This is a genomic window from Exiguobacterium sp. s70 (assembly GCF_018618315.1).
Lineage (GTDB): Bacteria > Bacillota > Bacilli > Exiguobacteriales > Exiguobacteriaceae > Exiguobacterium > Exiguobacterium chiriqhucha.
In genome coordinates, this window is the sequence record NZ_JACSLV010000004.1 from 132,390 (window position 1) to 145,302 (window position 12,913).

A 12,913-nucleotide genomic window follows, 5' to 3' on the forward strand; every position below is an offset into this window, starting at 1 on the left:
GCGCCATTCTTGCCTTTCGTTTATCGATTTTTATTTCAAATACCGCATTTATTTAATAAATTATAGAAAAGAGTGCACGAAATGATACAACCATTCCTTCATACATTCAAACGATTTTTTGCCGAACGATTTTTTGACCAAGCCGCCATGTTGGCCTATTATTTCATCCTGTCGACGTTCCCGTTCTTACTGTTCGTACTCGGGATTGTCGGGTGGCTGCCGTTCTCGAGCGGGGACGTGATTTCCGCACTCGCACTGGTCATGCCTGAAGCCAGCTATCGATTGCTGGAAGGGAACATCGAGGCGATTTTTGATGATTCACGGTTGCGGATTGCCTCACTCAGCATCTTGCCGGCGCTCTGGATCTCATCGATGGCGGTCCAATCGCTCGTCCGGTCGCTCAATGACGCCTATCGCCTGATTCGGAACAAGGCGTTCTGGCGGGGCGTGTTGCAAGACATCGCCGTGACGCTCGCACTCATGTTCGTCTTGCCGTTCTCGTTGCTCATCCCGGTCATCGAGACCGCGCTCCGGGAGTTGGCGACACATATCATCTTTATCGACGACATCGTCGAAAGATATGCTCAAATCTGGTTCTATTTCCGTTGGATTGTCGGCACGCTCGTCCTGTTCAGCGTCTTCTTGCTCGTCTATAAGTGGTTGCCGAGCCATCGCGGAACATTCCGTGACAGTTGGGCCGGGGCGGCGTTTGCTACCATCGGCATCTTGACAGTTTCGAACGTGTTCAGCTACTATTCACAGTATGCAAACTATGAACAGTTTTACGGTCAACTCGGTGCTTTCATCATCTTGCTGATCTGGTTCTATTTGGCGGCCTCGGTCATCCTTCTCGGGGGGCTGTTGAACGCCACGCTTATCGAACGAAAAGAAATATCCGGTTGACGTGTAAATGCTTGTTATCATTCTTTGATTCAGGGAATGATACGGTTAAGGTCACATCTTTTAATCGGAGGTGGGAAACATGGATATGCAACGGCTCGTACACAATCGTCGTTTCATCGATCAAACATTGTTTTACCTCGCCTTACAATTATGGAAGTGGGTTATGTTACTACCGGTCTTGTTCTATCTAGACGTTTCGATGAGCAGTGCCCCGTTTTCCCAGTATGTGGCGGTCAGTCTGTTGCTGTATGTGGCGTTTCGTGTCATGCAGTACGTGATTGCCAGCCGGGCTTCGTTGATGGAGTTACTCGAATTCGGCTATGCGGTGCTATCGCTCGTCCTCGTTTTCTCCTTACTGCTTGAACTCTCAGCATCGCCAGGAGCCATTGCCTTTGTGCTCGGTGTGTTCTTGGTCCATCCATCGCTCGCCTTGCACCATTACCGTGACTTCACAGAACGGAAGTGGTTGAACAAGCAGTTCCAATTGTTCAGTCCGATGCTTCGAAAAGGTGAGATTCCGGTTCACGTGCTCGTGTTGACAGAGGATGAGATTATCATCACGGCAGAGAGTGGAAAAGAGTACACGTATCGGCATATCTACTGGGGCGGATTCTATATCGAAAATGTCTCATGAAGGTGGTCTAATCATTGAATAGTGTGATTGTGATGGTATTTTGGGTAGTAACATTTATTGTGTTCTTCAAAGGGGCGTTCGATATGTGGCGAGAATGGCGTGCCACGAGACAGCGCTCGGTTCTATATTTCTTTATCGTCTTGTTGCTCACTTGGTTCTGGTTCAACCCTTACCAGCTGACGGCGCTCCATCCGTTCGTCTTGATGGCGTATTATTGGAACCGGAACCGTCGGATGCGCAACGCGATGCTCGTGCTCGTCCTCGTGCCATTCTTCATTCAACTTTGGTTCATGGCGAGAGCGATGTAATTTATTCAGACCACAGACAAGATGTCTGTGGTTTTTTCTTTAATCCTTTGTCACGGCCATTTATAAAATAAGCCGCGTTAGAGTAAGGATACGCGACCGTGCGCAACAAAAAACGCGAGCCGTTCGGCCCGCGTTTTTGATTGATGTTATTCTTTTTTCGCAACGGCGAGTTCAGCTTCCATTTCACTGAATTCACGGTTGATCCGTTTCTGCTCACGTTGGCTCGTGAACGTGCTGACGAGCACGATAGCAAGCATACTGAGGAAGAAGCCTGGTACCATCTCATAGATGACGGCCGAGAGTCCAGTCACGATCCAAAGGATGACCGTGATGGCACCGACGAGGATACCGGCAAGTGCACCTTGGCGCGTCATCTTGTTCCAGTAAAGCGACAAGAGAATCGCTGGACCGAACGCTGAACCGAATCCGGCCCACGCATAACCGACGAGCGTCAAAATCGTGTTCGACGGGCTGAGCGACATGAGTGTCGCGACAAGTCCGACCGTTAGGACACCGATTCGACCGGCGAGGACCATTGTTTTCTCACTGGCATCTTTATTGAAGAACTTACGATAGAAGTCTTCTGTCAATGCCGACGATGTCACGAGAAGCTGTGACGAAACTGTCGACATGACCGCTGCCAAAATCGCAGCAAGCAAGAATCCAGTGATGAACGGGTGGAACAACACTTCTGAGAAGCGGATGAACACTGTCTCCGGGTCAGCGAGAGGATTCCCTTGACCACGGAAATAGGCGATTCCGACAAGTCCCGTCATGACAGCACCGATGATTGAGACTGTCATCCAGCCCATACCGATGCGGCGTGCCGTCTTCAATGATTTCACATCACGAATCGCCATAAAGCGGACGATGATGTGTGGCTGACCGAAGTACCCAAGTCCCCAAGCGAGGAGACCGATAATTCCGAGCGTCGACGTTCCTTCAAACAGGTCGAACAATTCGGTATTGATTGTCGTAGCCGTATCGACGGCGTTTGATACACCACCGACGTCCGTCAAGGCGACGACTGGGACGAGGACGAGAGCGAGGAACATGATGACACCTTGCGCAAAGTCCGTCCAACTGACGGCTGTGAAACCGCCGAACAGTGTATATAGTGCGACGACGCTAATCGTCACGATGACACCTGTCTGATAGTCGAGCCCGAATGAGCTTTCAAACAACTTCCCGCCAGAGACAAGTCCGGCTGACGTATAGAACGTGAAGAAGATGATGATGACGGATGCAGACAGGATCCGTAGCCAGTTCGAGTGATCTCGGAACCGATTCTCTAAAAAGTCAGGAATCGTGATCGAGTCATTTGCCATCTCTGTGAAGACACGTAGACGGGGAGCGACTAACAAGTAGTTCAAGTAAGCTCCGATGACCAATCCAACGGCTAACCAAATCGCTGATAATCCCGTGGCATACATTGCGCCCGGAAGTCCCATTAACATCCAACCACTCATATCCGAAGCTCCGGCTGACATGGCGGTAACACCTGGCCCCATCTTGCGGCCACCTAACATATAATCTGATGAATCGGTCGTCCGTTTATAAGCGACGTATCCGATGAGGAGCATCATCACGAGGTAAAGCGCGATGGATACCCATTCTTGCCATAACATTTGATTACCTCCTGTTTGCTTTCAATTGTGTCGATTCAATCAATCACGGTTCAATCATGTGTGTGTCTCACACAAATGAGTCAAACTTGAATGACTAGGCGAACTTGTGACTAACCATAACGGACCACGGAAATCATTGCAAACTGTCATCTTTTCATAAAAACGGCTCTAAAGCGCATAGTATCAACGGGTGAGCGCAACATTTTTCATGATTAAAGTTTAAATATTCTGACAGTTAGTTATGTGTGTGACACTTTTGTGTCATCTGTTTGTCATATAACTCGTCATATTTTATGTCTTTAAACGCAAACGACGGCTTCTCCCTTTACAGAGAGAAACCGTCGTTTGATTGCTTAAATCACTCGGTGGTGAGATTGAACGCGATTTTTTCGACAGAACGCATCGTCGGGAACGTCTGCCCGGATTTGGCTTGCATCGTCACCAAGGCATATTGTTTCCCATCCCGCTCCATCAAGAACACCATCGTATAGCCCGATTCGTCGGTATAGCCGGTCTTGGTCGCTGTGACGAGTTTCGAGTAATGGATGCTCCGTTCATTGACGGCCGATCCGAGATGATACCACCAGCGTCGCTTTTGATTTCCAGCAGCGTCTTTAAACTTTGCCTCATATTCATACGTCCCGGCAATCTTGACAAGTTCAGGATAAGTGCCGAACGCATACGTGATGCGAGCCATATCGAGCGCGGTCGTATAATGATTCGGGTCGGAGTAGCCATGGGCATTCCGGAACTGGGTCCCGGTCAGTCCGAGCACTTGGGCGCGTGCGTTCATCAGTTCGACGAACTCATTCGTAGAGCCGCTCACGTATTCGGCTAGACTATTAGCCGCGTCATTTCCTGATTCGAGCAATGTCGCGTACAAGGCCTGGCGAACGGTCAAGCGGTCACCGACCGCGAGATGGACGATATGGCTGTCCCATGGGATATCCAAGGTAGATTTTTTGACGATGACGACATTTTGATCGAGTTCCTTCTCGGCGACGGCCTTCTCATAAGCGAGAAGCGCGGTCATCAGTTTGGTCGTACTGGCCGGGAAGACGCGGTCGGCACCATTCTTGTCAATCAGCACCTGGCCATCTGTCAAATTGACGAACGCCATCGACCCGACGAGAAGTTCGGCCGTGTCGGACGACACGAGCGGTTGAGTCGTCCATGGTTTGATTGGAATCTCGGGGAACGACGGTCCTTGTTTGACCGGTACGGCGGCCGCGGCCGGCGCAACGGGTTTCGGTTCTGCTTCTTGTTTAAAGCCGATCAATGCAGGGATGATGGCAAGTAATCCAATCATGGCGAGGCCGACAAAGAGTCGCCTCATGATGAACGTGTTTCTTCGATGTCTGCGGTTTCGTTTCACTAGATAATCGCTCCTTCATTGTTTACTTTTCTACCATAATGGATGAGGCCTCCTGAAATCGTCTTCAAAATCAAGAATCAGGTCAATAATTGAGGCGTATGAAATGAATCGGAAGGGGTATACACAGTAACAGACACTTATCTTATTAGAGGAGGTACGTTTATGCATCGTCATCCGTTCACCAATTCACTCTGGCGTCAGCACAATGCGGCAACACCTTATCCGCGACTTGAGAGCTCGGTCTCGTGTGACATCGTCGTCATCGGGGCAGGAATCGCCGGGCTCGTCACGGCATATGAGTTGCAACAGCGCGGCAAGCAAGTCGTCTTGCTCGAAGCGGCTGAGATCGGCCGGGGGACGACCGGCCACACGACCGCGAAATGTTCTGTTCAGCATGGGACCGTCTATTCCAAATTGATTCGGACGTTCAATCAAGAGACGGCGCGCCTCTATTACGAGTTCAACGAACAGGGACTCGCCTATTTGCGGCAACAGGTCGAGGCCGGGTTCGACATCGATTTCGAGACAAAAGATTCATACTTATATTCAATCGATGGGTCGAGTCAACTCGTCGCCGAGCGTGAGGCGTATTCACAACTTGAGCTGCCCGGGGGAGACGCGACCGAGGAAGTGAAGGCGGTCCTCCCGTTCGAGGTCAAACAAGCGATCGTCATTCGCGACCAGGCCCAGATGCATCCGGTCAAATACTTACACGAGCTCGCCAACCGTTTCGTCGCGGCCGGCGGGAGACTCTACGAGAAGACACGGGCGACTGAAATCAGTTCGGGGCCTCGCCCGATCGTCACGACGTCGACAGGGCGACGGGTCCAGGCGAATCAGGTCGTGGTCACCACCCATTACCCCTTCAACGACATCCGGGGGCTGTACTTCTCGAAGTTTGAGGTCGAGCGTTCCTACATCGTCGCTTGTGAGACGGAACAGAGCGTCCCGGACGGTATGTATTTGAGTGTCGATCAACCGAGCCGGTCGTTCCGTACGTTCAAGGAGGGAGACAAGACGTATATGCTCGTCGGAGGAGAAGGGCACTTGAGTGGACACGTCACCGAGACCCGCTCGCGCTATGACCGCTTGGACCGCTTCGCCCATGATTCGTTCGGGGCCAAAAAAGCGAGTTTCCGCTGGTCATCCCAGGATCTGATCACGTTGGACCACCTCCCGTACATCGGGCAAATGTTCAGCCGTGAGCCGGACGTGTTCGTCGCCACCGGGTTCGCCAAGTGGGGGATGACGAACGGGATTGCCGGCGGACTGTTGCTGGCCGATCGACTGACCGGGCGCCCGAATCGGTTCAACGACTTATTGGACCCACAACGCTCGAAATTGAAACCGGCCGACGTCGGGCAATTCTTAAAGACGAACCTCGACACGGCCGTTCAATTCGTCAAAGGGTCACTGGAAAGACCGGGTACACTCGACGACCTGCAACTTGATGAAGGCGGGATCGTCCAAGTCGACAGCAAGAAGGTCGGCGCGTACCGTGATCTCGACAACGAATGCCATCTCGTCTCGACACGATGCACCCATATGGGATGTACCGTCAATTGGAACGATGCGGAACGCTCATGGGATTGTCCGTGCCACGGTTCACGCTTCGACACGAAAGGAAACGTGTTGGAAGGACCGGCGACACAACCGCTCGCCTATGAGCGGAAAACCGATGTGCCGAAACAATAGGCAACGCGGGTCGTCTATATTAAAGTAAAGAAGTAACGATATAACTGTCATAGGGGTGGAATCAGAATGGAACTAACAAAGCAGTGGCGTGACCATTTCAAACAATTGCGTGCCTTCGACGAGGCGATTTCTTTACTGTATTGGGACATGCGTACCCAGATGCCGGAACAGTCGGCACCGCTACGGGCCGAGACGATTGGTTATCTGTCGACCGAGGCGTTCAAACGCCAGACGAGCGAATCGTTCAAGGCGCTGTTGGCCGAGATGACCGAGACGGAGGACTTGACACCGATCGAGTTGCGTTCGGTCGCGGTCGCCAAAACCCAATATGAACGGAATGCCAAAATTCCGTCCTCAGAATATCAGGCGTATGTGACGCTCGTCTCTGAGGCTGAGACGGCGTGGGAGAAAGCGAAGGATCAGAATGACTGGCACATGTTCGCTCCATATCTTGAGAAGATCATCGGATTTCAGCGGAAGTTCGCCGACTATTTCGGCTACGAATCGCATCCGTATGACGCCCTCCTTTACGATTATGAGCCAGGGATGACCGTCGACCAGCTCGATGAATTGTTCCGGACGCTTCGCGACGAGCTCGTCCCGCTGATCCGTCAGCTGCCTGAACCGGTCCAAGGGCTCGACTGGTCGATGGACAAGGCCGTTCAGCAACGACTGTGTGAGGACTGGATGCGTGTCGTCGACTATGATTTGACGCGCGGCCGTCTCGATGCCACGGTGCATCCGTTCGAGATCACGATCAACCGTCGCGATGTGCGCATCACGACGAAATATGATGAGACCGATTTCCGTAACGCCTTGTTCGGTACGATGCACGAGGCCGGGCACGCTACGTACGAACAGCAAATCGACTCGGAACTCGACGAACTCGGTCTCGGGGGCGGTGCCTCGATGGGCATCCATGAGTCACAGTCCCTCTTCTTTGAAAACTTTGTCGGACGAAGCGAGGCGTTTTTGAAAAGCGTCTATCCGCGCCTTCAATCCGAGCATCCACAGTTGCAGAACATAGATTTTGATACGTTCTATGCCGGCGTGAACGAGGCGAAACCGTCGCTCATCCGGATTGAGGCGGACGAACTGACATACAGCCTGCATATCATCATCCGCTATGAGCTTGAAAAGCAACTCATCCAAGGCGATTTGTCGGTCGAGGATTTGCCAGCGGCATGGAACGCGCTCTATAAGGAATATCTAGGTGTCGATGTGCCGAGTGATGCGAAAGGCGTCCTACAAGACGTTCACTGGGCCGGCGGATCGTTCGGCTACTTCCCGAGTTACGCCCTCGGTTTGATTTACGCCGCTCAATTGACGGAATCACTCAAGAATGAGCATCCTGACTTCGAGTCGCTCGTCAGCACGGGCACGTTCGGTCCAATCAAACAATGGCTTGAGGACAATGTCCACCGCCATGGTAAAGCGCTGACACCGAACGAACTCATCAAGCAAGTGACCGGAGAGGACATCTCGGTCCGCCCGCTCATCCGCTATTTGACGAACAAATACAAAACGAACTGAGGCGAAAACGAATGAAACTTTTCGCGCACCGAGGGGTGATGGCCCATCATCCGGAGAATACGATGACGGCGTTCCGGGCCGCACTCGAAGCACAAAGCGATGGGATTGAGGCGGACGTGCACATGACAAAGGACGGAAAGCTCGTCCTTATCCACGATGAGACGATCAATCGGACGACAGATGGGCGTGGACGTGTCGCCGATATGACTTTATCGGAGCTGCGAGGCTATAATGCCGGTGTCACGTTCGCTATCCAAGAACAGATTCCGACGTTAGACGAACTGATCGATCTGTGCCGAGGGACATCGATGGTCCTCAATCTCGAGGTCAAGACGGATATCGAGCGGTATCCTGGTATTGAACAACTCTTGATTGACACCATTCGAAACCAGCGTCTTCCAGTTGGACAAGTCATGTTCTCTTCTTTTAACCATTCGACGCTCCAGCGTTTGAACCAATTGGCGCCAGAAATTGAGTGTGCCGTATTGTTGGCACAACCGCTCTATGACCTCGTCGCATATTGCAAGAAAGTCGGCGCGACCGCCGTTCATCCGAATGTCCTGACGATGACCGATGAAGAGATTCTTCATCTTCAGGACGAAGGTCTCTCCGTACGTCCCTATACCGTGAAAACAGTCCACGACCTAGAGCGGTTCAGTCAACTCGGCGTCGATGCGGTGTTCGTAAATGACATCGACTGGGCAAAAGCACATTCAACCCCGTAACGTTACGCGTTACGGGGTTTTTAAACAATAGGGAAGGGGAAGTGTGGTTAATGTAAAGAAAGCGGTTTCTTTCAAATGTGCTGAGCGGCATATTGAGAGCACACCGTCACCTTTACGCCGTTGCTCCGTTGTCTTAAATTTAAGATGTCACCAGCTACATAGCAATCAGATGTAGCACACATTGCAGCACCGTATCAAACTTGTTGTATACAGTCAATCGGTCAACCCAAGCAGAAAAAGGAGGAAATTTCACATGAAGAAATTGATGTCTTTACTTGGTACACTCGCCTTGGCGTTCGCACTCATCGTGCCGGTCAGTGCAGATGGACACGAGAACGCGATGGTACGTGTACTCCACGCTTCACCTGACGCACCTGCAGTAGATGTGTACGTCAATGGTGAAGTCGCGGTCGAAGGCGCAGAGTTCAAAGCGCTCACAGACTACTTGACTCTCCCGGCTGGAGATTACAACGTGGAAATCAAGCCAGCTGGTGATGCAGAGACGGTCGTCGTTGCGGCAGACCTCTCAATCGAAGCAGGAAAATTCTACACAGCGGCAGCAATTGGTCAACTTGAAAACATCGAGATCGCAGCAATGGAAGACGATGCGAACTTCGAAGATGGAAAATCGAAAGTCCGCGTCGCTCACTTCGCACCTGACGCACCGGCAGTCGATGTCGCTCCTAAAGGCGGCGACCCACTCTTCTCGAACCTCGAGTTCAAAGCAGTAAGTGACTACGGTACACTCGACGCTGGCACGTATGACCTTGAAGTTCGTCCGGCCGGCGCGACTGACGTCGTGAAGGCACTTGACGGTGTCGCTCTCGAAGGCGGTAAAAACTACACGGCATTCGCCATCGGACTCCTTGAAGGCGAACCAGCGTTTGAAGTCCTTCTCGCAGCAGACGGTGGGGAAATGGCTGGAGCACCTGACACAGGTCAAGGTGGTCTCGCTCAGACAGCATCGATGAACTGGTTGCTCGCAGCAGCGGTTCTTGGTGCAGCAGCAGCTGGCTTCTACGTCTTTCGTCGTCAGAAGCAAGACGCTTAAACTACTCTTCATCGGAACGTTATCGTTCCTTATGATTGCACCGGGCGCAGACGCACCGGATGCGGACGCGAAATTGACGACGGTCGGCTTCGCCGAACCGCTCGTCCTAGCAGCGACCGAAATTGATCGGCAGTCATTCCGTACCGACACATTCATCCCAAAACGACTGAAGATTCCGTCAATTGATGTCAACGCGGTCATCCAACCGGTCGGGAAAGACCGACTCGACCGGATGGATACCCCGACGGAGACAGATGAGGTCGGCTGGTATCGGTACGGGGCGAAAGCAGGGGCGACCGGAAACGTGGTCCTATCTGGTCATCTCGATGACCTCAGTGGTCCGGCCATCTTCGCGAACCTTGGCGACTTACGCCTCGGAGAATCGGTGACGCTCCAGCGTGGCAAAAAGGCAATCGCGTATGAAGTCGTTTCCGTCGAACGGTATCGGCTCGAAGACGTCCCGCTCGCCTCGATCTTTGCGGCGACACAGGCGGAACGGCTCCAGCTGATCACTTGTGCGGGTCCTTATGACCCAGAGTACGGATACCGGGACCGAATCGTCGTCACGGCGATCGCCAAGTCTTAAATCAAGAATGAACCCGAGTGTGGTCCAACCACACTCGGTTTTTTTGTTGTAGCGTGGCGAAACAAAAAACGACCAGGCCGAGATAATCGGCCCAGTCGTTCTTATGCGTCCATTCGGTCAAGCAGTCTTGACAGAAGAATCAATTCGTCATCTGAGAAATCGGTGAACACGTCCATCAAATACTCGATTTTCATGTCTTCCAGTGTCTCGAACAAGGCACGGCCTTCTTCAGTCGCTTGCAATTCGACGACACGACGATCACGTTCGCTGCGTTCACGGGAGATCAACCCTTTTTTCGTGAGTTCATCCGCGAGAGCGGTAATCATCGAAGCCGAGAATTGGAACTCGTTCGATAGAGCCGAGGCGATTTGAGGACTGTTTTGACAAAGCGAGCGGAGAATGAAAAATTCGTTTCGCGTCAAGTATTGTGAGAACATCGACCGGAGGTTCTTTTTCACTCCGCGATAGTTCATGCGAATCCCTCGCTCAGCATCGGCGACGAGCTGACGGCGGGATGCTGTTTGTACAGGTGTTGTCATCCTCAAGAATACCTCCTACATAAAATATCATTATTTGCATATATTTCAGAACATAAAAACATTCTACAACAAAAACATGAAGTCTGTAAAGTTATGATGGCTCTTCGCGGGTACGAAGTTCTTGGATGACCTCGTCGTAATGTTTCAAATCCGGATAGAAGCGTCGGAAGAAGAACTCGATTTGCTGGTCATCCCCTTCTGCGAGCAATTTCGCGAGGACGGCATAGACGACACCCATTCCTTGACGGGGCAGGAGAGACGATGGCAACAGCGTCGCACATTGAATAGCCCGATTGAAGTAGAGGTCGAGCGTGTCGCTCAAGTCCTGGAACGTGCGAATCTCCGCGTAATGGAACATACGCGTCAGTTCGATGATCGTCGACAAGTCGGTGTCGAGTAGCCAATCGCTTTGGAAGATGGCGTTGTCAAGCTTCTCGACGGTGACGTCATTGGCGATATAGTAATTCAAATTATCTCGCGTGATGCTCACCTTATCGGGCGATTCGACGATCCGTTCGACGGTCTCTTGTTCGAACGTCCGCAACTGTTTGCGGATATTGACGAACTCGGAGTCGGCAATCTCGAGGAGCCCCGCGACACGGCTGAAGCTGCGCTTGATTTCCGGTGGCACGGCGTTCGGGTTCTTATAACCGAGGTCATGCTCGATCTCGGCCCACGCGTGCTGCAAGATGGACCGGACTTGAATCTCGGCTTCTTTGTCTTCATAGCGACGGTACTCCCCGAGGGCGAGCCGCGTGTCGCTCAAGCCGACGACGTAATGGACCGACAAATAGCCGAACTCATTCGGGTCGAGCAACGTGGATTTATCGATCGACTGTTCGCGGTCGATCCGGAACTCATCCTCGAGGATTTGGGCCACGGCACGGACATCGTCGTGGAAATAGGTCACGATCCGAATCCCCGCCAAATCCTGGACGTCGCGCAACGACCGGTATTGATACGGTTTGCGGGACAATTTGGCATACAGGCTCTCGGCTTCCTTCGCCCGGGCGACGATCGAGTGGAACTGGATGCCGGCGTCGTTCAACAGCTCGCTGAGGAGTAACTTCAGCTTGGCTGCGAACGCCTCGTAATCTTCTTTCTCATTCATATAGTCGAGCATGATCGTGTTCATATCCTGTCTCGGCATCAACATCACTCCTTGTCTCATTATATGTAGTATAGCATCAAAGAAATCGGTGTCGCATCTGTTGTCCGTCCCTATGATACAATACGGTTTGGAACGGGAAGGAGTGTCACGCATGAGAGTGAGCCATACGTTGAAATCGACCGAGCGCGAGAAGCTCGAGATCGTTGCCGGGTTGTTGCAACAAGCAGGCTATCGGTCTGGAAAGATCGACTGGCAGACCGGCATCAATATCGTTCGGGTCAGTCGCGAAGATGTGTCGTCTGAATCGGACGAACGGACCCGCATCCAAGGCATCGTCGACCATTTCGGGATCGAGGACTGGAGCGCCACGTTTTCTTGAACCCCTCTTTTTCAAATCGCTGGACGAAATGGGTTTTGTGACTCATTTTTCGGGAATAGTATATTATTCGATTATAGATCAGCGGACGTTTAGGAGGATGAATATGTTAGAAACAAGAATCGTGCGGGATATGACCTCGGTCGACCATGAAGTGAACGGGATGGTGTCAGGGGGATGTGTCAACGAGCACATTTACTTATTTGCGAGAGATGAAGAATTGACGGTGCGGCTCGCTGCAGAAGCGGGTGTGCAACCATACCGCATCACTGAAAAAGGGCTGTGGGAGTCGCTCATGTCGAAGTTTACAAAAAATTCGGATGACCGGATCGAGCAGCTCGAGAGCCTCGGTCTGACGAAAGAGATGGTCGAATCGCTCGAAGGAGAGATTCAGGCCGGGAAAATCGTCCTCGTCTGCGACAAGTCATAAAAAGAGCCGGAACTGACCT

At 52.0% G+C, this 12,913-nt stretch carries 14 protein-coding genes; 10 read left to right on the forward strand and 4 right to left on the reverse strand.

What is annotated here, in order from left to right:
- Positions 1 to 81: 81 nt before the first annotated feature.
- From KNP84_RS10910 to KNP84_RS10920, 3 genes are all read left to right on the forward strand, one after another.
- Positions 82 to 903, forward strand: coding sequence for a YihY/virulence factor BrkB family protein (locus tag KNP84_RS10910; RefSeq protein WP_131471179.1), 822 nt, complete (start codon positions 82 to 84; stop codon positions 901 to 903).
- 79 nt (positions 904 to 982) lie between these two features.
- Positions 983 to 1,537, forward strand: a complete 555-nt coding sequence (locus KNP84_RS10915) for a hypothetical protein (RefSeq protein WP_029595418.1) — start codon at positions 983 to 985, stop codon at positions 1,535 to 1,537.
- An 83-nt stretch (positions 1,538 to 1,620) separates the two neighbouring features.
- Entirely contained in the window at positions 1,621 to 1,845 is a 225-nt protein-coding gene (locus KNP84_RS10920; protein ID WP_021067502.1) for a hypothetical protein, read from the forward strand.
- Positions 1,846 to 1,991: 146 nt separating this feature from the next.
- Here KNP84_RS10920 and putP read toward each other — a convergent pair whose 3' ends face one another.
- Positions 1,992 to 3,473 (reverse strand): sodium/proline symporter PutP, encoded by a 1,482-nt coding sequence (putP, locus tag KNP84_RS10925; RefSeq protein WP_029595420.1) that lies wholly within the window; start codon positions 3,471 to 3,473, stop codon positions 1,992 to 1,994.
- 358 nt (positions 3,474 to 3,831) lie between these two features.
- Positions 3,832 to 4,809 carry a D-alanyl-D-alanine carboxypeptidase family protein gene (locus tag KNP84_RS10930; protein ID WP_215114795.1) on the reverse strand — a complete coding sequence of 326 codons (978 nt, stop codon included), beginning with the start codon at positions 4,807 to 4,809 and terminating at the stop codon, positions 3,832 to 3,834.
- Positions 4,810 to 5,010: 201 nt separating this feature from the next.
- Between KNP84_RS10930 and KNP84_RS10935 the strand changes: the two genes are divergently transcribed.
- From KNP84_RS10935 to KNP84_RS10955, 5 genes are all read left to right on the forward strand, one after another.
- Entirely contained in the window at positions 5,011 to 6,543 is a 1,533-nt protein-coding gene (locus KNP84_RS10935; protein ID WP_215114796.1) for an FAD-dependent oxidoreductase, read from the forward strand.
- 66 nt (positions 6,544 to 6,609) lie between these two features.
- Complete coding sequence (locus tag KNP84_RS10940) at positions 6,610 to 8,076, forward strand: carboxypeptidase M32 (protein WP_021067498.1); 1,467 nt, start codon at positions 6,610 to 6,612, stop codon at positions 8,074 to 8,076.
- 11 nt (positions 8,077 to 8,087) lie between these two features.
- Entirely contained in the window at positions 8,088 to 8,801 is a 714-nt protein-coding gene (locus tag KNP84_RS10945) for a glycerophosphodiester phosphodiesterase (protein ID WP_021067497.1), read from the forward strand.
- A 253-nt stretch (positions 8,802 to 9,054) separates the two neighbouring features.
- Complete coding sequence (locus KNP84_RS10950; protein ID WP_021067496.1) at positions 9,055 to 9,852, forward strand: DUF4397 domain-containing protein; 798 nt, start codon at positions 9,055 to 9,057, stop codon at positions 9,850 to 9,852.
- Positions 9,800 to 10,438: a class F sortase gene (locus KNP84_RS10955; RefSeq protein ID WP_235045189.1), complete on the forward strand. Its 639-nt coding sequence runs from the start codon at positions 9,800 to 9,802 to the stop codon at positions 10,436 to 10,438. Before KNP84_RS10950 ends, KNP84_RS10955 begins: the two co-directional genes overlap by 53 nt.
- A gap of 101 nt (positions 10,439 to 10,539) precedes the next feature.
- Here the strand turns inward: KNP84_RS10955 and KNP84_RS10960 are convergent, their stop codons facing one another.
- Positions 10,540 to 10,977 carry a MarR family winged helix-turn-helix transcriptional regulator gene (locus KNP84_RS10960; protein ID WP_021067494.1) on the reverse strand — a complete coding sequence of 146 codons (438 nt, stop codon included), beginning with the start codon at positions 10,975 to 10,977 and terminating at the stop codon, positions 10,540 to 10,542.
- A 91-nt stretch (positions 10,978 to 11,068) separates the two neighbouring features.
- The gene (locus KNP84_RS10965; protein WP_021067493.1) at positions 11,069 to 12,127 is read right to left on the reverse strand and encodes a GTP pyrophosphokinase; all 1,059 of its coding nucleotides are present in this window, start codon (positions 12,125 to 12,127) and stop codon (positions 11,069 to 11,071) included.
- A 112-nt stretch (positions 12,128 to 12,239) separates the two neighbouring features.
- Between KNP84_RS10965 and KNP84_RS10970 the strand changes: the two genes are divergently transcribed.
- On the forward strand, positions 12,240 to 12,467 hold the full coding sequence (locus tag KNP84_RS10970; RefSeq protein WP_021067492.1) for a hypothetical protein: 228 nt from the start codon (positions 12,240 to 12,242) through the stop codon (positions 12,465 to 12,467).
- 103 nt (positions 12,468 to 12,570) lie between these two features.
- Positions 12,571 to 12,894, forward strand: coding sequence for a YflT domain-containing protein (locus tag KNP84_RS10975; RefSeq protein WP_021067491.1), 324 nt, complete (start codon positions 12,571 to 12,573; stop codon positions 12,892 to 12,894).
- Positions 12,895 to 12,913: the final 19 nt, after the last annotated feature.

Excerpts from the sequence above, each read along its gene's own strand:
- KNP84_RS10920 (WP_021067502.1), top strand. The coding sequence starts at position 1,621 with ATGTGGCGAGAATGGCGTGCCACGAGACAGCGCTCGGTTCTATATTTC.
- KNP84_RS10950 (WP_021067496.1), top strand. The coding sequence starts at position 9,055 with ATGAAGAAATTGATGTCTTTACTTGGTACACTCGCCTTGGCGTTCGCA.
- KNP84_RS10910 (WP_131471179.1), top strand. The coding sequence starts at position 82 with ATGATACAACCATTCCTTCATACATTCAAACGATTTTTTGCCGAACGA.
- KNP84_RS10970 (WP_021067492.1), top strand. The coding sequence starts at position 12,240 with ATGAGAGTGAGCCATACGTTGAAATCGACCGAGCGCGAGAAGCTCGAG.
- KNP84_RS10930 (WP_215114795.1), bottom strand. The coding sequence starts at position 4,809 with ATGAGGCGACTCTTTGTCGGCCTCGCCATGATTGGATTACTTGCCATC.
- KNP84_RS10935 (WP_215114796.1), top strand. The coding sequence starts at position 5,011 with ATGCATCGTCATCCGTTCACCAATTCACTCTGGCGTCAGCACAATGCG.
- KNP84_RS10945 (WP_021067497.1), top strand. The coding sequence starts at position 8,088 with ATGAAACTTTTCGCGCACCGAGGGGTGATGGCCCATCATCCGGAGAAT.
- KNP84_RS10960 (WP_021067494.1), bottom strand. The coding sequence starts at position 10,977 with ATGACAACACCTGTACAAACAGCATCCCGCCGTCAGCTCGTCGCCGAT.
- KNP84_RS10965 (WP_021067493.1), bottom strand. The coding sequence starts at position 12,127 with ATGCCGAGACAGGATATGAACACGATCATGCTCGACTATATGAATGAG.
- KNP84_RS10940 (WP_021067498.1), top strand. The coding sequence starts at position 6,610 with ATGGAACTAACAAAGCAGTGGCGTGACCATTTCAAACAATTGCGTGCC.
- putP (WP_029595420.1), bottom strand. The coding sequence starts at position 3,473 with ATGTTATGGCAAGAATGGGTATCCATCGCGCTTTACCTCGTGATGATG.
- KNP84_RS10975 (WP_021067491.1), top strand. The coding sequence starts at position 12,571 with ATGTTAGAAACAAGAATCGTGCGGGATATGACCTCGGTCGACCATGAA.
- KNP84_RS10915 (WP_029595418.1), top strand. The coding sequence starts at position 983 with ATGGATATGCAACGGCTCGTACACAATCGTCGTTTCATCGATCAAACA.